The sequence below is a fragment of the Amycolatopsis sp. NPDC045836 genome, assembly GCF_056431745.1.
In genome coordinates this window covers 207588-228483 of record NZ_JBWKKF010000001.1, presented here as the reverse complement: position 1 = coordinate 228483, position 20896 = coordinate 207588, and the positions used below count along the sequence as shown (strand labels likewise).

Annotated in this window: 21 protein-coding genes and 1 pseudogene; 13 read left to right on the top strand and 9 right to left on the bottom strand. The window is 71.2% G+C overall.

The window, feature by feature from the left end:
• Positions 1–67: 67 nt before the first annotated feature.
• Positions 68–1726: a phospho-sugar mutase gene (locus AC07EG_RS01115; RefSeq protein ID WP_478250904.1), complete on the top strand. Its 1659-nt coding sequence runs from the start codon at positions 68–70 to the stop codon at positions 1724–1726.
• 39 nt (positions 1727–1765) lie between these two features.
• Entirely contained in the window at positions 1766–2221 is a 456-nt protein-coding gene (locus AC07EG_RS01110) for a flavodoxin family protein (protein WP_478250903.1), read from the top strand.
• Positions 2222–2537: 316 nt separating this feature from the next.
• Here the strand turns inward: AC07EG_RS01110 and AC07EG_RS01105 are convergent, their stop codons facing one another.
• Together AC07EG_RS01105 and AC07EG_RS01100 are read right to left on the bottom strand one after the other, a co-directional pair.
• Positions 2538–3197, bottom strand: a complete 660-nt coding sequence (locus AC07EG_RS01105; RefSeq protein ID WP_478250901.1) for an HAD family hydrolase — start codon at positions 3195–3197, stop codon at positions 2538–2540.
• A 30-nt stretch (positions 3198–3227) separates the two neighbouring features.
• Complete coding sequence (locus tag AC07EG_RS01100; protein ID WP_478250899.1) at positions 3228–3674, bottom strand: hypothetical protein; 447 nt, start codon at positions 3672–3674, stop codon at positions 3228–3230.
• Positions 3675–3770: 96 nt separating this feature from the next.
• On the opposite strand from AC07EG_RS01100, the gene AC07EG_RS01095 reads away from it, so the two are divergent.
• The 3 genes from AC07EG_RS01095 to hisS are packed head-to-tail and all read left to right on the top strand — an operon-like array spanning position 3771 to position 7275.
• Positions 3771–4460 (top strand): LppX_LprAFG lipoprotein, encoded by a 690-nt coding sequence (locus AC07EG_RS01095; RefSeq protein WP_478250898.1) that lies wholly within the window; start codon positions 3771–3773, stop codon positions 4458–4460.
• The gene (locus AC07EG_RS01090; RefSeq protein ID WP_478250897.1) at positions 4457–5968 is read left to right on the top strand and encodes an MFS transporter; all 1512 of its coding nucleotides are present in this window, start codon (positions 4457–4459) and stop codon (positions 5966–5968) included. Before AC07EG_RS01095 ends, AC07EG_RS01090 begins: the two co-directional genes overlap by 4 nt.
• A gap of 20 nt (positions 5969–5988) precedes the next feature.
• On the top strand, positions 5989–7275 hold the full coding sequence (gene hisS / locus AC07EG_RS01085; RefSeq protein WP_478250896.1) for a histidine--tRNA ligase: 1287 nt from the start codon (positions 5989–5991) through the stop codon (positions 7273–7275).
• Between the two features lie 4 nt (positions 7276–7279).
• On the opposite strand, the gene AC07EG_RS01080 is transcribed toward hisS, so the two are convergent.
• The 3 genes from AC07EG_RS01080 to AC07EG_RS01070 form a co-directional block, all read right to left on the bottom strand.
• Positions 7280–8212, bottom strand: a complete 933-nt coding sequence (locus AC07EG_RS01080) for an aldo/keto reductase (protein ID WP_478251216.1) — start codon at positions 8210–8212, stop codon at positions 7280–7282.
• Between the two features lie 62 nt (positions 8213–8274).
• Positions 8275–9201 carry an aldo/keto reductase gene (locus AC07EG_RS01075; RefSeq protein WP_478251215.1) on the bottom strand — a complete coding sequence of 309 codons (927 nt, stop codon included), beginning with the start codon at positions 9199–9201 and terminating at the stop codon, positions 8275–8277.
• Positions 9202–9254: 53 nt separating this feature from the next.
• On the bottom strand, positions 9255–9653 hold the full coding sequence (locus tag AC07EG_RS01070) for a MerR family transcriptional regulator (protein WP_478250894.1): 399 nt from the start codon (positions 9651–9653) through the stop codon (positions 9255–9257).
• Between the two features lie 84 nt (positions 9654–9737).
• Here AC07EG_RS01070 and AC07EG_RS01065 point away from each other — a divergent pair, with 84 nt between their 5' ends.
• A complete protein-coding gene (locus AC07EG_RS01065) occupies positions 9738–10334 on the top strand; it encodes a TetR/AcrR family transcriptional regulator (RefSeq protein ID WP_478250892.1) in 597 nt (198 codons plus the stop codon).
• Here AC07EG_RS01065 and upp read toward each other — a convergent pair.
• Positions 10331–10954, bottom strand: a complete 624-nt coding sequence (upp, locus tag AC07EG_RS01060; RefSeq protein ID WP_478250891.1) for a uracil phosphoribosyltransferase — start codon at positions 10952–10954, stop codon at positions 10331–10333. The two genes, AC07EG_RS01065 and upp, sit on opposite strands and share 4 nt — an antisense overlap.
• Before the next feature lie 164 nt (positions 10955–11118).
• Here upp and AC07EG_RS01055 point away from each other — a divergent pair, with 164 nt between their 5' ends.
• From AC07EG_RS01055 to AC07EG_RS01040, 4 genes are all read left to right on the top strand, one after another.
• Positions 11119–11784, top strand: coding sequence for a toll/interleukin-1 receptor domain-containing protein (locus tag AC07EG_RS01055; protein ID WP_478250890.1), 666 nt, complete (start codon positions 11119–11121; stop codon positions 11782–11784).
• Positions 11781–13694, top strand: coding sequence for a hypothetical protein (locus AC07EG_RS01050; protein ID WP_478250888.1), 1914 nt, complete (start codon positions 11781–11783; stop codon positions 13692–13694). Before AC07EG_RS01055 ends, AC07EG_RS01050 begins: the two co-directional genes overlap by 4 nt.
• 16 nt (positions 13695–13710) lie before the next feature.
• Entirely contained in the window at positions 13711–14880 is a 1170-nt protein-coding gene (locus tag AC07EG_RS01045; protein WP_478250887.1) for a hypothetical protein, read from the top strand.
• Between the two features lie 75 nt (positions 14881–14955).
• A complete protein-coding gene (locus tag AC07EG_RS01040; protein WP_478251214.1) occupies positions 14956–15579 on the top strand; it encodes a DUF1707 SHOCT-like domain-containing protein in 624 nt (207 codons plus the stop codon).
• 3 nt (positions 15580–15582) lie between these two features.
• Here AC07EG_RS01040 and AC07EG_RS01035 read toward each other — a convergent pair whose 3' ends face one another.
• Complete coding sequence (locus tag AC07EG_RS01035; protein WP_478250886.1) at positions 15583–15900, bottom strand: hypothetical protein; 318 nt, start codon at positions 15898–15900, stop codon at positions 15583–15585.
• Positions 15901–16013: 113 nt separating this feature from the next.
• Here AC07EG_RS01035 and deoC point away from each other — a divergent pair, with 113 nt between their 5' ends.
• From deoC to AC07EG_RS01020, 3 genes are read left to right on the top strand one after another with little or no spacing between them, the layout of a single operon-like run.
• Positions 16014–16991 carry a deoxyribose-phosphate aldolase gene (gene deoC / locus AC07EG_RS01030; RefSeq protein ID WP_478250884.1) on the top strand — a complete coding sequence of 326 codons (978 nt, stop codon included), beginning with the start codon at positions 16014–16016 and terminating at the stop codon, positions 16989–16991.
• Positions 16991–18430, top strand: coding sequence for an aldehyde dehydrogenase family protein (locus AC07EG_RS01025; RefSeq protein ID WP_478250883.1), 1440 nt, complete (start codon positions 16991–16993; stop codon positions 18428–18430). Before deoC ends, AC07EG_RS01025 begins: the two co-directional genes overlap by 1 nt.
• Positions 18423–19289, top strand: coding sequence for an aldehyde dehydrogenase family protein (locus AC07EG_RS01020; protein ID WP_478250882.1), 867 nt, complete (start codon positions 18423–18425; stop codon positions 19287–19289). The genes AC07EG_RS01025 and AC07EG_RS01020 overlap by 8 nt, the downstream gene beginning before the upstream one ends.
• An 18-nt stretch (positions 19290–19307) precedes the next feature.
• On the opposite strand, the pseudogene AC07EG_RS01015 reads toward AC07EG_RS01020, so the two are convergent.
• Both AC07EG_RS01015 and AC07EG_RS01010 read right to left on the bottom strand, forming a co-directional pair.
• Positions 19308–20130 (bottom strand): annotated as a pseudogene (locus AC07EG_RS01015) (IS5 family transposase).
• A gap of 98 nt (positions 20131–20228) precedes the next feature.
• Positions 20229–20873 carry a TetR/AcrR family transcriptional regulator gene (locus AC07EG_RS01010; protein ID WP_478250881.1) on the bottom strand — a complete coding sequence of 215 codons (645 nt, stop codon included), beginning with the start codon at positions 20871–20873 and terminating at the stop codon, positions 20229–20231.
• Between the last annotated feature and the right edge of the window lie 23 nt (positions 20874–20896).

The window sequence follows — 20896 nt, the reverse complement described above, 5'->3', positions numbered from 1 at the left end:
ACTCGAAAAGAGAATTCGCACTGGATCGAGCGTAGCCCTGCTCGGCGCGCGCTGCCACGGCCGTAGGGTGAGGTCTGTGAAGCTGACTCCCGAACTGCGCGACCGCGCCTTCCGCTGGATCGCCGACGACGTCGACGCGGACACCCGCGCGGAACTGCAGGACGTGCTGGCGCGGGCGATGGGCGGGGACGCCGGAGCGCTCGCCGAGCTCGAGGACCGGATGGCGGGCCCGCTCGCCTTCGGCACCGCCGGGTTGCGCGGGCCGGTGCGCGCCGGTCCGAACGGGATGAACACCGCGGTGGTGGTCCGCACCACGGCCGGGGTGGCGCGCTGGCTGGTCGAGGACGGCCGGGACGGCGGCACCGTGGTGATCGGCCGGGACGCGCGGCACGGTTCCGAAGCCTTCGCCACCGCCGCCGCCGAGGTGCTGCACGCGGCCGGGTTCGACGTGCGGGTGCTGCCGGGCCCGTTGCCGACGCCGGTGCTGGCGTTCGCCGTGCACCGGTTCGCCGCGGTGGCGGGCATTCAGCTCACCGCTTCGCACAATCCCCCGGCGGACAACGGTTACAAGCTCTACGACAGCACCGGGGCGCAGATCGTGCCGCCCGCCGACGCCCGCATCGAAGCGGCGATCGAGGCGGCCCCCGGCGCGGTTTCCGTGCCGCGCGCGCCGGGTTTCCGGTCCTTCGGGGACGAAGTGCTCAACGAGTACCTCGGCAAGGTCGCCGCGCTGCCGCGGGGCACGGCACGGGAGCTGCGGGTGGTCGCCACCGCGTTGCACGGGGTCGGCGCCGGGCCGCTGGAGGCCGCGTTGCACCGCGCCGGGTTCACCGACGTGCACCTGGTCGCCGAGCAGTCGCGGCCCGATCCGGACTTCCCCACCGTTTCCTTTCCCAACCCGGAGGAACCGGGCGCCACCGACCTGCTGCTCGCGCTGGCGTCGGAGAAGGACGCCGACCTGGCCATCGCGCTGGACCCCGACGCCGACCGGTGCGCGCTGGGCGTGCGCGACCGCGACGGCTCGTGGCGGATGCTGCGCGGGGACGAAACGGGCGTGCTGCTCGGTTCGCACGTGCTGGACCACCTGGACAGCACGGGAGCCACGGACCCGCTGGTCGCCACCACGATCGTGTCCTCGTCGATGCTGGCGGAGGTCGCGAAGGCACACGGCGCCCGCTACCGGGAGACGTTCACCGGCTTCAAGTGGCTGGCGCGTGCCGGGGACGGGCTGGTCTTCGCCTACGAGGAAGCGCTCGGCCTGTGCGTGAACCCGGAGTTCGTGCGGGACAAGGACGGCATCGCCGCCGCCACGCTGGCCTGCGACCTGGCCGCTTCGCTGAAGGCCGCGGGCCGGTCACCGGTGGACTCGCTGGACGAACTGGCGGTGCGGCACGGGGTGTACCTGACCGACCAGATCTCCGTGCGGGTGACCGACCTCAGCCGGATCGGTGCGGTGATGGCCGCTCTGCGGGCCACCCCGCCGCCGGCGCTGGCCGGGCTCGAAGTGTCCGCAGAGGACCTGCTGCCGGAGGCCGACGTGCTGCGGTTGCGGGGTGACGGTCTGCGCGTGGTGGTCCGGCCGTCGGGCACCGAGCCGAAGCTGAAGGCGTACCTGGAGGTGGCCGAGCCGGTGCCCGGTGCCGACGAGCTGGCCGGCGCCCGGCGCCGGGCGGCCGACCGGATGGCCGCCCTGCGCACGGACCTCAGCCCGCTGCTGGGTGCCTGAGCCCTTTTGTTGCCTGCCGGGTTGGCCCAGGATGGCGGGGTGGCCACCTTGCTGATCGTGCATCACACCCCGTCGCCGGGCCTGCAGGCGATGTTCGAGGCCGTGGTCTCGGGCGCCACCGACCCGGAGATCGACGGCGTCGACGTGGTGCGGCGGGCCGCGCTCTCGGCCACCGCCGCCGACGTGCTCGCCGCCGACGGTTACCTGCTCGGCACCCCGGCGAACCTCGGTTACATGAGCGGCGCGCTGAAGCACTTCTTCGACACCGTCTACTACCCGTGCCTGGATTCGACGAAGGGCCGCCCGTTCGGTTACTACGTGCACGGCGGCAACGACGTCTCGGGCACCGTGCGCGGCATCGAAGCCATCACCACCGGCCTCGGCTGGTCAGCGGCGGCGCCCGCGGTGACCGTCACCGGGGAGCCGACCAAGGACCAGCTGGCCGCCTGCTGGGAACTCGGCGCCACCATCGCGGCGAACCTGATGCCGGACTAGGAGCGGTCCGGTATCGGCAGGCCCCGCCCGTTGACGGCGAGAGGGATCTGGTGCTCAGCCCGCCGCGGGAGCGCCCAAGTCCTTCCCCGTCGAGGGCCAGGGCTTCGACGCCGTCGCTGCATCCCCTTTCCGGGCGCCCGCGGCATGCTGGTGCGCCCGGACATCGACCGAGATGATCCATCCCAGGTCGCCGACGGCGTCGTCTTTTGACGATCACCCGGTGGAGGATCCTGTCCCAGGCGCCGGTTCGCGCGGCTGACCAGGTCCTCCCTCGATCAGGAACCCAGACCGTCAACAACCTCTGTCAGTTTCAGACCTAGCCCAGCAGCGACACGACGTGCCCCAGGCGGCGTTCGGTGACCTCACGCAGCTCGGGCACCAGCAGGACCGGCATGCCCACGGCCACCGCCGAACCGTCCTGCACCGGCCGGTCCCCGACCATCAGCGTCTGCTCGGCCCGCGTGCCGAGTCCGGCCAGCGCGGCGCGGAAGATGGCCGGATCGGGTTTCTGCACGCCGTGCTCGTAGGACAGCACAAAAACGTCCACCAGCTCCGCGAGCCCGGCCGCCCGGAACACCGGGCGCAGGTCGAAGTGGATGTCGCTGAGCACCGCGATCCGGCGGCCCCGCCCGGCCAGTGCCCGCAACGTCGGTTCCACGTCGACCGCGAACCGGTTGCCGGACGGATCCGACTCCACCGCGTAGAGGGCGTCGGCCAGTTCACCGTCCAAGCCGGCATCGGCGAAAACGCCGTAGTAGGCGGCCCGGTGCCGCTCGCGATCGCTGTCCACGCCGGGGGCGTCCAGCCGGTCCGGCGCCCCGGCCGCCGCCTCGATCGCCCGCCACACCTCTTCCACCCGCTCGGCGGAGGTGGCCCGGCCGAGGCGCCGCAGCGCCTCGGCCACCCACCCCCGTTCGTCGAGCGTGGTCACCAGGGTGCCCCGCCAGTCGAAGACCACGGCCCGCAGTTCGGTCATACCCCCAGCATCACCGACGGGCTGGGCGGTTCAGCGGCTGACCCGGAAGTCACCCCGGCTGATCTCGCCTTCCGGGGCCGGTGACCGGCGGCACCGCTGCGCCGCCTCCTTCGAGGCGAAGCTGACGGTGTCCCCCTCGGCCCGGTCCCGCACGGTCAGCGCGATGCGGTCCCCCGGCACCGCCGGGGCGAACGCCTCCGCGTCGCTGACCACCCCGGTCACGGTGCCCAGTGAACCCGTCACGCGCACGCAGTCGACCCTGGCCACCATCCAGCCGATCTGGGTGTCGTCGTGGTGCGATATCCACACCACCCCGGAGTTCGCCCGCGCGTGCACCGAGATCTCGAAGACGGCCCCGGGGATCGAGGTGTCGATTTCGGCCTCACCCAGCACCTTCGCGCCGGTCGAAGCGTTCGCCGTGGTCGCGGTGGACAGCAGCGCGGCCACGGCCACCAGGCAGCTCATCGCTCTTTTCACGACCCCAGCGTCGCCGGAGCGGGTTCACCCCGGCTTCCCCAGCGAGCTGGAGAGCCTTCCCCCGCGCGAGGGATTTCGAGGACCTACGATGCACGCATGCTCATGCGCCGAATCCTGGTCGGAGCGCTCGCGCTCGCCGCCACAGCCGTCGCCGGCTGTTCTTCCGACGAGCCGGACACCAGCTCCTACCCGCCGGCGGACCAGCTGGTCCAGGAGGCCACCGCGGCCACCTCGGCGATCAGGAGCACGCACTTCTCGCTGGTGGTCAACGGCTCGATCACCGGGCTGAGCGTGCAGAGCCTGGACGGCGACCTGACCAAGGAGGGCGGCCCGTCCGGCGCGGCCAAGGGCACCGGCAAGATCGAGATCGGCGGTCAGCTGGTGGAAGCCGAGTTCGTCGTGGTGCAGGACTCCTTCTACCTCAAGGGCCCGACCGGATCGTTCCAGAAGATCCCGGCGCTGGTCGGCGCCTCGGTGTACGACCCGTCGGCCATCCTCGACCCCCAGCGCGGCATCGCGAAGCTGGTCTCCAGCCTGCAGAACCCGAAGACCGAGGGCGAGGAGGAGGTCGGCGGCACGGCCACCTGGAAGGTCTCCGGCCGGGTCGGCAAGGACGTGCTGGTCGCGCTGCTGCCCGGCGTCCAGGCCGACGCCGACGTCACCTTCTGGCTGGCCAAGGACAGCAAGCTGCCGGTCAAGGCCACCGCGAAGTTCCCGGACAACGCCTCGGTCGACGTGCAGTTGTCCGATGTGGACAAGCCCGTCACGGTGACCCCGCCCGCGTGAGCACCACCACCCGCCGCGGCCGCGCGAGCGCGATCGGCGCCGGCGGGCTCGCGGTCCTGCTCGGCGCGCTCGACACCTACGTGGTGATCGGCCTGCTCCGCCAGATCATCGAGGACCTGCGGATCCCGGTGAACCGGCTGGAGCAGGTCACCCCGGTGGTCACCGGTTACCTGCTCGGGTACGTGGCGGCGATGCCGCTGCTCGGCCAGGCCTCCGACCGGTTCGGCCGCAAACCGCTGCTGCAGCTGTGCCTCGGCGGCTTCCTGGCCGGTTCGGCGCTCACCGCGCTGGCGGGCAGCGTCGAGGTGCTGGTGGCCGGGCGGGTGGTGCAGGGCGTGGCCAGCGGCGCGCTGCTGCCGGTGACCATGGCGCTGGCCGCCGACCTGTGGGCGCGGCGGCGCCGGGCCACCGTGCTCGGCGTGGTCGGTGGCGCGCAGGAACTGGGCAGCGTGCTCGGCCCGGTGTACGGCATCGCGTTGTCGGCGCTGACCGACTGGCGCGGGGTGTTCTGGGTGAACGTGCCGCTGGCCGTGCTGGCGATGGTCGCCGTCTGGTTCTCGCTGCCGCCGAGCCCGCGCCGGGCGGGGCCGCGGCCGAAGGCGGACGTGGTCGGCGCGAGCCTGCTGGCGGTGACGCTGGCGCTGCTGGTGGTCGGGCTGTACAACCCGAACCCGCGGGAGCAGGTGCTGCCGGGCTGGGGCCCGCCGGTGCTGGCCGCGGCGGGCGTGGTGCTGGTGGCGTTCCTCGGCTGGGAGAAGCGGGCGAAGACCCGGCTCATCGACACGTCCGGGCTGCGGCTCGGGCCGTTCTTCGCCACGCTCGGCGCGTCCGTGGCCGCCGGTGCCGCGCTGATGGTGACGCTGGTCGACGTGGACCTGTTCGCGCAGACCCTGCTCGGCCGGGACGACCAGGGCAGCGTCGCCCTGCTGCTGCGCTTCCTGATCGCGCTGCCGGTCGGCGCGGTGGCCGGCGGCCTGCTGTCCACCCGGTTCGGGGAACGCTGGATCGCCTTCGCCGGACTGCTGCTCGCCGCGGCCGGGTTCGTGCTGATCTCCGGCTGGCCGCTGGACGTGCTCTCCGCCCGCGGCCCGCTCGGCCTGCCCCGGCTCGACGTGGACCTGGTGCTCACCGGGTTCGGCCTCGGCCTGGTCATCGCGCCGCTGTCGTCGGCGGTGCTGCGGGTGACCCCGCCGGAACAACACGGCGTCGCGTCGGCGGGCGTGGTGGTGGCGCGGATGACCGGCATGCTGGTCGGCGTCGCGGCGCTGTCGGCGTGGGGCCTGCACCGGTTCCACGAGCTGACCGCGGACCTGAACGCCCCGATCAAGGTGCTGTACCCGTCGGCGCAGGAGTACGAGGTGGCGCTGGCGCAGTACGGCACCGCGCTCAAGCAGGCCCTGCTGGACCAGTACGGCGAGATCTTCTTCATCACCGCGTTCATCTGCGCGGGCGGGGCGCTGCTCGCCCTGCTGATCGGGCCGAAAGCTAGAGTTGGGGCCGAACCGTAGGCGAAACCGAAGGATCGATCGTGCCCGAGTACCTGCCGACCGCCCCGTACCGGGGGACCAGGGACTTCCTCCCCGCGGAGATGTCCGTCCGGACGCAGGTGTTCGGCCATCTCTACGACGTGGTCGAGCGCTTCGGCTACCAGCGCTACGACGGCCCGGTCCTGGAATCGGCGGAGATCTACGAGGCCAAGTCCGGCCAGGAGATCGCCGACCAGCAGCTGTACACGCTGACTGACCGCGGTGGCCGGCGGCTGGCGCTGCGCCCGGAGATGACCCCGTCGGTGGCGCGGATGATCGCCGGCAACGCGGGCTCGCTGCAGTTCCCGGTCCGCTGGTACAGCCACCCCAACTGCCACCGCTACGAGCGTCCGCAGCGCGGCCGGGTGCGGGAGCACTGGCAGCTCAACGTGGACATCTTCGGCTCGGCCGAGGCCAGCTGCGAGATCGAGATCTTCGAGGTCATCCACGCGCTGATGGGTGAATTCGGTGCCACCCGCGAGATGTACGCGGTGCGCGCGAACGACCGCACCCTGCTGGCCAGCGCGCTGACCGACCTGGCCGGCGTGCCCGCGGAGCACCTGGCCGCGGTGTACTCGCTGGTGGACCGCTGGGAGAAGTACGACCGCGACAAGCTCGCCGCGGACGCCGAGGAGATCGGGCTGAGCGACAAGCAGTTCGCCCGCCTGGCCGAGACGCTGGGCGCCGGTCCCGCGCTGCTGGACGAACTGCCCGCCGAGGTCAAGGACGCCTCGAACCTGGTGCAGGTGCTGCGCAGCGAAGCCGCCGACCTGGTCCGGTTCGACCCGCTGATCGTGCGCGGGCTGGCGTACTACACCGGCACGGTGTTCGAGGTGTTCGACACCTCGCCGGAGAACAACCGCGCGCTGTTCGGCGGTGGCCGCTACAGCGATCTGGCGGGGTTGTTCACCTCGAAGGAGATCCCGGGCATCGGGTTCGGCATGGGTGACGTCACCCTGATCGACTTCCTGACCACGCACGGGCTGCTGCCCTCGCCCCGCAGCGAGTACGACGTGGCGGTGATCCCGGTGACCGCCGACCTGACCGGTGCCGCCCGCACGGTCGCGTCGCGGTTGCGCGGGGCCGGGCTGCGCACGTCCAGTCCGCTGGAACACCGGAAGCTGGGCAAGGAGCTGACCCGCGCCGACAAGGCCGGGGCGCGGGCCGTGGTCATCGTCGGCCAGGAGGACTGGGACGCCGGGAACGTCACCGTGCGCAGCCTGGCCACCAGGGAGCAGACGACGGTGGCGCTCGACGAAGCCGCCACCGCCGTCTCCGGCCTGCTCTGAAGGGCTAGCGGTCGATCAGTTGCCGGGCTTCCACGGGATAGCGGTCGCCGGCCACCGCGTCCCGCGGGACCGCGCGTTCCACCGCCTCGATGTCCTCCGCGGACAGTTCCAGCGCCGCGGCGGCGATGTTCTCCTCCAGGTACCTGCGCCGCTTGGTACCCGGGATCGGCACCACGTCGTCGCCGCGGGACTGCACCCAGGCCAGCGCCAGCTGCCCCGCCGTCAGCCCCTTGCCCTCGGCCAGCTCGCGCAGCTTCGCCACCAGTTCGAGGTTGCGCTGCAGGTTGCCCTCGGCCATGCGCGGCTGGCTCTGCTGCCGGAAGTCACCGGCACCGAAGTCCGATTTGGACTGGAACCGCCCGGTGAGCAATCCGCGCCCGAGCGGTGAGTACGGCACGAGGCCGATGCCCAGTTCCCGGCAGGCGGGCACCACCGCGTCCTCGATGTCCCGCGACCACAGGCTCCACTCGGTCTGCACCGCGGTGATCGGGTGCACCGCGTGCGCCCGCCGGATCGTCTCGGCGCTCGCCTCGGACAGGCCCAGGTACCGGACCTTGCCCGCGGTGACCAGCTCGGCCATCGCGCCGACGGTCTCCTCGATCGGCACCGAGCTGTCGACGCGGTGCTGGTAGTAGAGGTCGATGTGGTCCACGCCGAGCCGGCGCAGCGACGCCTCCGCCGCTTCCCGCACGTAGGCCGCGTCGCCGCGCACGCCGCGCTTGGCCGGGTCGCTCTCGTCACGCAGGATGCCGAACTTGCTGGCCAGCACGACCCGGTCCCGCCGGTCCGCGATCGCCCGCCCGACCAGTTCCTCGTTCCGCCCGAAGCCGTACATGTCGGCCGTGTCCAGCAGGTTTGCGCCCAGTTCCAGCGCGCGGTGGATGGTGGCGATCGACTCGGCGTCGTCGCCCTCCCCGTAGAACTCGCTCATCCCCATGCAGCCGAGGCCCTGCGCCCCGACGGTCAGCTCACCGAGTTTGCGCTGACGCACCGTCGTCCTCACTTCCCCGCCGCACGCGCGAGCCGCTCGGGGTAGCGCTCCCCGGCCACGGCCTCCGCCGGCGCCGCCGCCTCGATCGCCGCGATGTCCGCATCGGACAGTTCGATGTGGACGGACGCGGCGTTCTCCTCCAGGTACTTGCGCCGCTTGGTGCCCGGGATCGGCACCACGTCGTCACCCTGGTGCTGCACCCAGGCCAGGGCCAGCTGCCCCGCGGTGACGCCCTTCTCCTCGGCGAGCGCCCGCAGCGCGTCGACGATGGCCAGGTTGCGCTCCAGATTGCCGTCGTTGAACCGCGGCAGGCCACGGCGCATGTCGTCGGCGGGCAGGCTGTCCACCGAGGTGATGCTGCCGGTCAGGAAGCCCCGCCCGAGCGGGGAGAACGGCACGATGCCGATGCCCAGTTCCCGGCAGGTGTCCAGGACCTCGCCCTCGATGCCCCGGGTCCACAGGCTCCATTCGCTCTGCAGCGCGGTCACCGGGTGCACCGCGTGCGCCCGCCGGATGGTCGCCGCGCTCGCCTCGGAGATGCCCAGGTAGCGCACCTTGCCCTCGGCGACCAGCCCGGCCAGCGCGCCCCAGGTCTCCTCCACCGGCGTGTCCGGGTCGACCCGGTGCTGGTAGTAGAGGTCGATGTGGTCCACGCCGAGCCGGCGCAGCGAATCCTCGCAGTTCTGCCGGACGAAGCCCGCGTCGCCCCGGGCACCCATCGCCCCGTCCTCGCTCCAGACGATGCCGAACTTGGTGGCCAGCACCACCTGGTCCCGCCGGTCGGCGATGGCCCGGCCGACCAGTTCCTCGTTGGCCCCCGCGCCGTAGACGTTGGCCGTGTCGAGCAGGTTCACGCCCAGTTCCAGGGCGCGGTGGATGGTGGCGATCGACTCGGCGTCGTCGTCGCGCACGCCGTAGCCCGAGCTCATGCCCATGCAGCCCAGGCCCTGCGCGCCGACGGTCAGCTCGCCGAGCTTCTTGGTCTTGGTCACGCCGTCTCCTTGATCGGAGCGTTCTGTTGGTTGAACTTGCGCTCGATCTGGTCGTAGTTGTCGATCTTGTAGTCGAGCACCTCGAGGCAGCCCTGCAGTTCGGCGATGCGCTCGGCGACCGAGCGCCGCTGCTCGACCAGGATGGCCTTGCGGCGGCCGGCACTGGCCACGCCGTGACGGCGCAGCGACGCGTATTCACGCATCATCCGGATGGGCATGCCCGTGGTGCGGAGCTTGGTCAGGAAGCCAAGCCAGTTCAGGTCCTCGTCGGAGTAGACGCGGCGCCCGGCCGTATCCCTGGCCGGGGCCTCGAGCAGCTTGATGCGCTCGTAGTACCGGAGGGTGTCGATCGACAGGCCACTCCGGCGGGCGGCCTCGGCTATCGAAAAGCTCATGGCACGACGGTACGACCTGGAGCGCACTCCAGGTCAAATCCCGATCGGGGCCCGCGAAGCGCTCCGGGGCGTTACGCTGCGCACATGGCCCGCCCCAGAACCCACGACGACGGACTCCGCGTCCGCCTGCTCGACCGCGCCGGGGAACTGCTGTCCGACGAGGGCCCCGGCGCACTGAGCCTGCGACGGCTGGCGAAGGACGCGGGCACCTCGACGACCGCGGTGTACTCGCTGTTCGGCAGCAAACCGGACCTGATCAGCGCACTGTACGTGGAGGGGTTCGCCCGGTTCGAGCGGCGGCTGGCCGCCATCGTGCGCACCGGCGACCACTTCGAGGACCTGGTCTCGCTCGGCCTGGCCTACCGGGCCAGCGCACTGGCCGACCCGCACATGTACTCGATCATGTTCACCAAGGCCGTGCCCGGCTTCGAACCGGACGAATCGGCCACCGAACTGGCCCGCTCCACGATGAACCCGCTGCTGGAAACCATTCGCGCGGGCATCGCCGAAGGCGTGTTCGTCGACGAGCCCGCCGAACGGATCGCCGCGTCCTCGTGGGGCATCGCGCACGGCATGGTCTCGCTGGAGATCAACGGAAACCTGCCGCCGGGCTTCGACGTCAGCGGTGCCTACGAAGCCGCGCTGCGCGCCAACGGCCGCGGCTGGCTGCACAAGCCCTAAACGGCGCCGTACTGCCGGTCGCCGGCGTCGCCGAGCCCGGGCACGATGAACCCGGAGTCGTTGAGCCGCTCGTCGATGCTGGCCGTCACCACGCGGACCGGCAGGCCGGACTCCTCCAGGTGCCGCAGCCCCTCGGGGGCGGCGAGCGCGCAGATCGCGGTGACGTCGGTGGCGCCGCGGTCGGACAGCAGGCGGATGGTGTGGGCCATCGAGCCGCCGGTGGCCAGCATCGGGTCGAGCACCAGCACCGGACGGCCGCCGAGGGACTCCGGCAGGGATTCGAGGTACGGCGTCGGCTGCAACGTCTCCTCGTCCCGGGCCAGGCCGACGAAGCCCATCTGGGCGTCGGGGATGAGCTTGTGGGCCTCGTCCGCCATGCCCAGCCCGGCGCGGAGCACCGGCACCAGCAGCGGCGGATTGGCCAGGCGGTAGCCGTCGGTCCTGGCCACCGGGGTGTGGATGCGCTCCACCCGCACCGGCGCGTCCCGCGTGGCCTCGTAGATCAGCATCATGGTCAGCTCGTGCAGCGCCGCCCGGAAGGCCGCACTGTCGGTGCGGGCGTCACGCATGGTGGAGAGGCGGGCCTTGGCCAGCGGGTGATCGACGACGTGGACGTCCATGGTGGACACCGTAGCCGCCGCCCTCCCGGCCCCCCTTGTTACCTGCGAGTAGGCAACGGGAAACCCCGATCGCCCCCTTCTGGGGCCCTCCTGTTCCGGCGAAAATCCGAAGGCGAACGCGGCATCGGAAGCACTGCACCCAGCAGAGGAAGGCCTGATTCGACGTGCCCGAAATCTTCGTCAACTACCGGACGCAGGACGAGGCGGCCGCCGCCGACCACATCCAGACCGACTTGGGCCGCCGGTTCGGGGAGGAGCACGTCTTCTACGCGAGCAGGTCGATCAAGGCGGGCCGGGACTTCACCAGGGAACTACTGCCCGCGGTCCGGCGCAGCACGGTGCTGCTGGCGGTGATCGGCCGGAATTGGCTCGCGGCGGACGACCAGGGCAGGCGAGCGATCGACGACGCCGGGGACTGGACCCGCCGCGAGATCGTGACCGCCTTCGACTTCGGCGTCCACGTGATCCCCGTGCTGGTCGGCCGCCGGGCCGAACGCCTCGACGAGCACGACCTGCCACCCGAACTCGCGGAACTGGCGCGCTGCCAGAGCCGGATCTTCGACACCCGAGATTCGGCGACCTGCCTGGAACAGCTCGCGGCGGACGTGGCGGACCTGGTCCCGGGCCTGGTGGACCGGACCAAGGCGCCGGAGCCGGAGGTGCCACGCGAAACCCGCAGCCGGTCCCACCACCTGAGCGGTGGCTCCATCCTCTTCGGGGACGGCACGGTGATCGGTTCGACCTTCGGCGACGGCACCACGGTCGGCAACGTCGACGGTGGTGTGCACCAGCAGTTCGGCGAGCGCCGCGACCGGGACGCGGACCGATGAGCAGCGGGCCGGTGATCACCCAGCAGAACTTCGGCGTCAACTTCGGCCCTTGGCGTCCCCGGCTGAACCACCGGCAGGTGGCCCACGAATACCTGCAATGGCTGTACCAGCGGTACGCCTACCCGGGCAATCACGTCGAAGCGCAGGCAAGGGTGGAAAGGCCCGGCACCGTGCTGCTCGACGGCAAGCCGGGCAGCGGTCGCCAGAGCGCGGCCAGAATGCTGCTCTACGGGCTCGGGAGAACGGCCGCCGGGTTCCGGGAACTACCGGACCGGGCGGACGAAGACGAACCGCTGCTGGACGATGCCCAGGTCGAGCGGGACGACCGCTTCCTGCTCGACCTCTCCGCCAGTGACCCGCCGACCTTCCGGACCGCGCAGCGCCACCTCGTCTCGCTGCTGCCGACGATCGCCGCCCGGCAGGCTCACCTGCTCGTCGTGCTCCCCCAGGACACGCGGCCGGTCCTGGTCCCGGAGTTGCGCAACCTCGTGGTCCCCATCGGCCGTCCCCGCGCGCGAACCGCCTTCTTCCGGCACCTGAGAGCCGAAAACATCCGGTTCCAGCCCGAAGAGGTGCCCGAGGACATCCTCAGGCGGCTCGAAGTCGATTCGATGGAACGGCTGGCGCGGCTCGTCGAACTGGTGAAGGAAGCGCGCAGCGCGAACGCGGAAGCGGACTTCGGGAGCTGGGTCGCCACCGCGAAGACCGCCTGGCTCCAGCGCGACGACGAAATAGCCCGCAAGCTGGGCGAGGTGACCGATGGTCCGGCCAGGGCGATCATGCTGGCGGTCGGCCTCCTGCACGGCGGCCACGCCGACGTCGTGCACCGGGCGGCGACGGAGATCCTCGGCCTCACCGGTCATCCGGAGCCTCCCGAACCGTTGCTCTCGCGCCACGCGCTCGGAAATCGACTGCAGGAGGTCGAAGCGGAAGTCTCCGCCGAACGCGCCGTGCGGTTCAGCGCGCTGGCCAGGGACGAAGCCGTGCTCCGGTACTTCTGGGACAACTTCCCGGACCTGCGGGCCAAGTTGACCGATTGGGTCGACCACGTCGTCAGCTCGGGCGGCTTGACCGAAACCGGCCGCGAGAGCGTGGCGGACAAGCTCGCCGTGCAGTGCCTGCGCACGGGGCGGACCGACGACCTGTGGGAGCTGGCCGAGAAGTGGGCGGTGGAGCTGCCCCGGTCCGCCGCCGCGGGTGTGCTGCTCCGCCGCGGCCTCGTCGACGAGCGCTGGGCCGGCCAGTTCCGCCAGCAGCTCTACCAGTGGAGCGCCAGGTCGGCACTGCCTGCTCCGCTCGCCGGGGTGTTGGTCCAGCTTTGCCTGGACCCCATCGCACCGCACTACCCCGAACAGGCCCTCGTCCGGTTGCACCGGCTGGCCAGGAGGTGGCGGGGCCCGGACTCGGTCTACGCCTCCGCCCGTGACGCACTGGTGCTGTTGTGCGAGGCGGACGGGCGGTTGTTCCGGCGGCTCCTGGCGCGGCTGGGCCACTACCCGGCAGCCGACCGGTGGCCCCGAGACTTCCAGCTCTTCCTCGACATCGCGTCACCCGGCTTGCTGACCCGCTCCGGCCACCGCTCCCAGCCGCTGGTGGCAGACCGGACCGTGCGCCGGACGCTGGTCGAACTGTGGGCCGACGTGCTCGTCCGGGGCACCCCGCCGAACTGGCCGGAGCACGTGGTGGCTTGGCTCGACAGCGCGGCCGGACCGGACCCCGTCGGTGCCCGGCTCACGGAGGTCCTCGCCGTCGCGGCCAGCGGAGTCGACGGCGCTTGTGCCCGGATGTTCGGCATCGCCCGCGAGTGGGTTCGCCGAACCGGGCTGGACCGGGTGGCCGCCAGGAACACCTGCACCCGGTTCGTCGGGCAGATCGATCGGGCCCAGGGCTTCGACCCCTCCTCCAGCTGAGAAACCGGAGCGCGCAATGACACAACGAGACAAGACCCTGCTGACCGTTCTCGGCTTCCTCGCCGTCTTCATCCCGGTGACCACCGGCATCAGCCTGGACTGGCCGGTCTGGCTCTGGCTGCTGATCACGGGGGCCGCCTTGGGCGCGGTGCTGGTCGTGCGAACGGCGATCGCGGATCGCATCCGCCGCGAACAGCTCCAGGACGTCCGGATGGGCCAGCACCTGGTGGTCGAGCCACCGGCCGCACCGGCCGAGTACGAAGAAGTGCTGGTCAGCCCGACCTACCTGCCCAGCGCTTCCCCCGACTACCGGTTCGTCTTCTCCGCGAAGGTCTGGTGGCGCTTCCTCCCCGGACGGCAACCGGTCGCGCACGCCAATCCCGCCGGCCTGGCCACCAGCCTGGTCGTCCGCCAGGCCCACCAGGAAGCGGCGAAGGTGGCGCCGGAGGACTACACCCTGCTCGCGCACCACTTGAGCGGTGTGCTGGGGATCAGCCGATCGGATCCCGGCGGGCTGGTGGAAGCGTCGGCCAACAGCATCAAGGTGTCGCTCACCCCCGACGACGAAGCGCGGCTGCGCTCCCTCGCCGACGTCCGCAAGAACCGCCAGGTCTGGGAACACGAACGGGAGTACGAACGGAACAAGCGCCAGTACCTCGGTGAGGACGTGCTCAAGGACACCGGCAGCGCGGTGGTGTGGTGGCTGGCCAAGCAGGAGACGGCCATCCAGGAGACGGTGGACCTCATCGGCAACCTCGCCCAGCTCTCCGCCGCGGCGAACAACACCGAGATCCCACCCCTGTTCCGCACCTTCCTCAAGGCCGAGTTCGAGGCGGACCCGAACGCCCGCGAGGAAGCGCACACCGGGTCCGGCGCGGAGTTCACCGCACCCGACCGCACCGAGAAACTCCGGGCCTGGGTGACGGAGATCGGCATCCACCCCGGCCACCCGGAATGGGAGCTGCTCGCGCACCGGCTGGCCAGGTCAGCCGAAACGACGGGGCGGCCGGACGTCGCCGAAGAGATCCGCCGCGCCTTCGGCATCCAAGACGCGGACGGCGAAGGGACCGAGCCCGGCGCAGGCAACTCGAACGGCAGCACTCATGACACAGTGGACACGGCTGGACACCGTGTGACCGAGGACTCCTGGCCGAACGACCGCGGCCACGGGCTGTCGTACGAATGACTGACGCGGGCGGTGCCGGGGGGCGCTAGGCTGCCTGCCGTGAGCGAGCACCCTGGCCTTCCCGAACCGTCGCAGATGCGGGTGTCCGACGCCGACCGCGAGCGGGTGGCGCAGATCCTGCACCGGGCGATGAGCGAGGGCCGGATCACCGTGGAGGAGCTGGAGGAGCGGCTTTCCGTGGTCTACGCCGCCAAGACGGCGGCCGACCTGCGGCCGGTGACCATCGACCTGCCGGTGGAGGAGAACTTCTCCACCGCCGTGCAGCCCGCCGCGTCGCGGGCCGTGTCGGCCCCGCACGACCTGGTCGGCGGGCGGCCGGGCCCGGCCAGCTCGGTCGCGGTGATGTCGGGCACCGAGCGCAAGGGCAACTGGGTCATCCCCGCCACGCACAACAGCTTCGCCTTCTGGGGCGGCGTCGAGATCAACCTGATGCACGCGCGCTTCGCCGCGCAGCACACCACGATCAACGCGGTGGCGATCATGGCGGGCATCGACATCGTGGTGCCCGACGACATCAACCTCGACGTGACCGGCATCGGCTTCATGGGCGCCTTCGAAAGCCAGGACCGCGGCGACGTCGGCGTCGCACCGGCCGACGCCCCGGTGCTCAAGGTCACCGGCTTCGCCTTCTGGGGCGCGGTGACCGTGGTCCGCAAACCCCGCCGGGCCCCGAGTTCGGCGAAGCAGCTCAACTCCTGACGCTCAGGGCCGCTCGTCGAGCAGTTCGCGCAGCCGGTCGGCGACGGCCCGCAATTCCTGTTCCCACTGCTTCGTCCGGGCGCCGACGCCGCGTGCCTCGTCCAGGTGCGCGAGCACCCAGTTGCGCATCAACGCGCTCGGCGGCATCCCGCGCTCGGCCGCCACGGCCTGCAGTTCCTCGATCCGGTCGACCGGGAGGCGGATGCTGTACACCGAGGTCGGCCCCGGCTCCGGCGGACGGAACCGCGCCTCCGCGGCGAGTTCCTCCTCCGCCCTCCGCGCGGCGGCCGTCACCCGGTCGATCAGGTGCTGTTCCGTCATGACGCCTCCTGCCCCGGCGAATTTTTCGACTACCTCTCCAACTGTAATACGGCGTATTACAGTTGGAGAGTGAACGAAAATTTCCTGCCGCCCGCGTCACCTAGACTCGCGGTATGACAGTTACGTCAACGGCGACGGACACCCCGTCACCGCTGCCCGAGCGGCTCGCCGACGCCACGCGCGACGAGACGAGCCTGCGCCGGTTCCTGCACGGGCTGCCGGGCGTCGACCAGGTCGGCGTCGAGCAGCGCGCGGCGGGGCTCGGCACCCGCAGCATCAAGAAGGCCGCCAAGCGCTGGGCCATCGACACCGCCATCGCCATGGTCGACCTGACCACGCTCGAGGGCGCCGACACGCACGGCAAGGTCCGCGCGCTGGCGGCCAAGGCCAAGCTGCCCGACCCCGAGCACCCGGACACCCCGCGCGTCGCCGCCGTGTGCGTGTACCCGGACCTGGTGCGCCCGGCGGTCGAGGCGCTGGCAGGCACCGAGATCGGCGTGGCCAGCGTCGCGACGGCGTTCCCGTCGGGGCGCTCCAGCCGTGAGATCAAGCTCGCCGACGTGCGGCTGGCCGTCGAAGCCGGGGCCACCGAGGTCGACATGGTGATCGACCGCGGTGCCTTTCTCGAAGGCCGTTACGGGCAGGTGTTCGAGGAGATCCAGGCGATCAAGGCCGCCTGCGGGCAGGCCCACCTCAAGGTGATCCTGGAGACCGGCGAACTGGCCACCTACGACAACGTGCGCCGCGCCTCCTGGCTGGCGCTGCTGGCGGGTGGCGACTTCATCAAGACCTCCACCGGCAAGGTCTCCCCCGCCGCCACCCTGCCGGTCACCCACGTGATGCTGCAGGCGGTGCACGACTGGCACCGGGTCACCGGCGAACTGCGCGGGGTCAAGCCGGCCGGCGGCATCCGCACCACCAAGGACGCGATCAAGTACCTGGTCGCCGTGCACGAGGTCGCCGGGCCGCAGTGGCTCGACCCGCACCTGTTCCGGTTCGGCGCCTCCAGCCTGCTCAACGACCTGCTGCTGCAGCGCCGCACCCAGCTCGACGGCCACTACAGCGGTCCCGACTACGTGACGGTGGACTGATGCCCGAATCACCCTTCGAATACGCGCCCGCACCCGAATCCCGCGATCTCGCGAACCTCAAGCCCGCCTACCGCCCGTTCATCGGCGGCGAGTTCGTCGACGGTGGCGGGGAGCCGCTGAAGACGGTCAACCCGGCCACCGAGGAGGTGCTCGCCGAGGTCTCCACCGCCTCCAAGTCCGATGTGGACACAGCGGTGAAGGCGGCGCGCCGGGCGTACGAGAAGACCTGGGGGCGGATGCCGGGCGCCGAGCGCGCCAAGTACGTCTTCCGCCTGGCGCGGCTGATCCAGGAACGCGCACGGGAACTGGCCGTGCTGGAAAGCCTGGACAACGGCAAGCCGATCAAGGAATCGCGTGATTCCGACGTGCCGACCGCCGCCGCGCACTTCTTCTACCACGCCGGCTGGGCGGACAAGCTGGACTACGCCGGCTACGGCCCGGATCCGCGGCCGCTGGGCGTGGCCGGGCAGGTCATCCCGTGGAACTTCCCGCTGCTGATGCTGGCCTGGAAGATCGCCCCGGCGCTGGCCACCGGCAACACCGTGGTGCTCAAGCCCGCCGAGACCACCCCGCTGACCGCGCTGGTCTTCGCCGAGATCTGCCAGCAGGCCGAACTGCCGCCCGGGGTGGTGAACATCCTGCCGGGTGCCGGGGACATCGGCGCCGAACTGGTCGGCCACCCGGACGTGAACAAGATCGCCTTCACCGGCTCCACCGAGGTCGGCAAGCTGATCCAGCGCACGGTCGCCGGCACGCCGAAGAAGCTGACCCTGGAACTGGGCGGCAAGGCGGCGAACGTGGTGTTCGACGACGCGCCGCTGGACCAGGCCGTCGAGGGCATCGTCAACGGCATCTTCTTCAACCAGGGCCACGTCTGCTGCGCCGGTTCACGCCTGCTGGTCCAGGAGTCCGTTGTGGACGAGGTGCTGGCGAAGCTGCGCTACCGCGTGTCCACCCTGCGCATCGGTGACCCGCTGGACAAGAACACCGACATCGGCGCGATCAACTCGCGTGAGCAGCTGACGAAGATCCAGGAGCTGGCCGACTCGGGGGAAACCGAGGGCGCCCAGCGCTGGACCAGCCCGTGCCCGGTGCCCGAGCGCGGTTTCTTCTTCGCTCCCACGGTGTTCTCCGACGTGCAGCAGTCGATGCGCATCGCCCGCGAGGAGATCTTCGGGCCGGTGCTGTCGGTGCTCACCTTCCGCACCCCCGAAGAGGCGGTCACCAAGGCGAACAACACGCCGTACGGGCTGTCCGCGGGCATCTGGACGGAAAAGGGCTCCCGCATCCTGTGGATGGCGAACCGGCTGCGTGCCGGGGTCGTCTGGGCCAACACCTTCAACCGCTTCGATCCCGCCGCACCGTTCGGCGGTTACCAGGAATCGGGCTTCGGCCGCGAGGGCGGGCGCACCGGTCTGGAGGCTTACCTCGATGTCTGATCGTCTTTCGGTGACCAAGACCTACAAGCTCTACCTCGGCGGGAAGTTCCCGCGCTCGGAGTCCGGGCGCTCGTACCCGGTCACCGACGCGAAGGGCAAGTTCCTGGCCAACGCCGCGCACGCGTCCAGGAAGGACGTCCGGGACGCGGTGGTGGCCGCGCGCAAGGCGTTCGGCGGCTGGTCGGGCGCGACCGCGTACAACCGCGGGCAGGTGCTGTTCCGGGTGGCCGAGGTGCTCGAAGGGCGGCGCGACCAGTTCATCGGCGAGGTCAGCGCCTGCGAGGGCGTACCTGCCAAGAAGGCGGAGTCGCTGGTGGACGCCGCGATCGACCGCTGGGTCTGGTACGCGGGCTGGACCGACAAGATCGCCACCGTGCTCGGCGCGGCGAACCCGGTGGCCGGGCCGTACTTCTCGTTCACCGTGCCGGAGCCGACCGGGGTGGTCGGGGTGCTCGCGCCGCAGCGGTCCTCGCTGCTGGGCCTGGTCAGCGTGCTGGCGCCGGTGCTGGCCACCGGTTCCACCGCGGTGGTGGTGAGCAGCGCCGAGCGGCCGCTGCCCGCGATCACCCTGTCCGAGGTGCTGGCCACCTCCGACGTGCCGGGTGGGGTGGCGAACATCCTCACCGGGCACGCGGCGGAACTCGGCCCGTGGCTGGCCTCGCACGGGGACGTCAACGCGCTGGACCCGACCGGTGCCGCCGAAGGCGACCGCGTGGAGCTGGCGCGGGCCGCCGCGGGCACGGTCAAGCGGGTGCTCAGCGTGCCCGCCGACGAGCCGGACTGGACCCGGCCGCCGGACATCGCCCGGTTGCGGCGCTACCTGGAGGCCAAGACCGTCTGGCACCCGCTCGGCGTCTAGGGCCTGTCCTGCGGATCTTCACCTCAGGTGGAGGACGATGCAGGCCAGGACGATCTCGGCGCGGTGGTAGGCGGCTCGTTTGGCAAATCTGGTGGCCAGGCCGCGGAACTGCTTGAGACGGTTGAAGCAGCGCTCGACCACGTTGCGGAGTTTGTAGAGATCGGGGTCGAAAGCCGGTGGCCTGCCACCGGCCGAGCCCAGGGCTTTGCGTCGGTCGATCTGGTCGACGCGTTCGGGAATGGTGGCCTTGATTCGCCGCTGCCGTAACGCGGTGCGGGCGGGTGGGCGCAGGCTTTGTCTGCGATGACCCGCCCGACCCGCACTCCCTGCCCGTCGACGTCGATGTCGTGGATGTCGTCGAGCAGCGGCAGCAGTTGCGGGTTATCGCCGGCCTGGCCGGGTGTGAGGATCACCGCCAGCGGCAGGCCCGCTGTGTTGACGGCCAGGTGGAGCTTGGTGGTCAGTCCACCGCGGGAACGTCCGAGGCATTCGCCGTCGACGGCGAGGGCTTCGATCCAGTCCGCGCAGCCCCCTTTTTCCGGGCACCAGTCGCGTGCTGGTGCGCCCGCACACTCGTGGAGTCGACGCTGACCACGAACGCGACGTTGTCCTCCAGCGTCCCGAGCGAGTCGTCTTTGACGATCACGTGCTCCAGGATCCGGTCCCACGTCCCGTCCGCGGTCCACTTGCGCAGCCGCTCATGCGCGGTCTTCCACGGCCCGTACCGTTCGGGCAGGTCACGCCAGGGCGCGCCCGTGCGTTGCTTCCACAGGATCGCGTTGACCACCTGCCGGTGACTGCGCCACCGGCCACCGCGCAACCCACTCTGCGCGGGCAGCAACGGCGCGATCCTCGCCCACGCCTTGTCCGTCAGCTCACCACGTCCGACCACACACCATCATCTGCACACGATCATGAGAAAGATCCGCAGGACACGCCCTAGTCGTTCAGCAGGTCGGCGCTGGTCACCGTCCGGCCGGGGAGTGGCGTCGTCCCCGGCCGGGCGCGCAGCCCGTCCAGCATCAGCGCGATGCACCGCTCGGTGGCGAACGAAGCCAGCTTCGCCGATTTGGGCGGCAGGTCCCGCAGCAGCAGGGTGAACATCAGCGTCACGTCGCCGGTGCCCACGTCGGGCCGCAGCGAGCCTTCCGCCTGCGCCCCCGACACGATCCCGTCGAGCAGCGCCAGCACGTCGCGGCGGAACTCCTCGGTCGCCGGGTCCTCCGCGAACACCGCCCTGGCCAGCGGCGAGAGCATCGCCAGCTGCACGCTCAGCTTCACCTGCTGCGAGATGCGGAGGAAGCGGACGAGCGCGTCCCACGAGGTCGGTTCCTCGTCCACCGCGGCCCTGGCGTCGAACAGCACGTCGCGGAAGTTGGCCCGGGCGATTTCCCGCAGCAACGTCGCCCGATCGGGGAACCGCCGGTAGAGCGTGCCCACGCCGACGCCCGCCCGGCGCGCGATCTCCTCCATCGGCACGTCCGGCCCGGCGTCGGCGAACAGTTCCTTGGCGGCGGCGAGGATCTGGTCGCGGTTGCGCCGCGCGTCCGCCCGCAACCGGGTCTCCTCGTGGTCCACCGTCATCTCAGCCACCTCTCAGGTTCGGC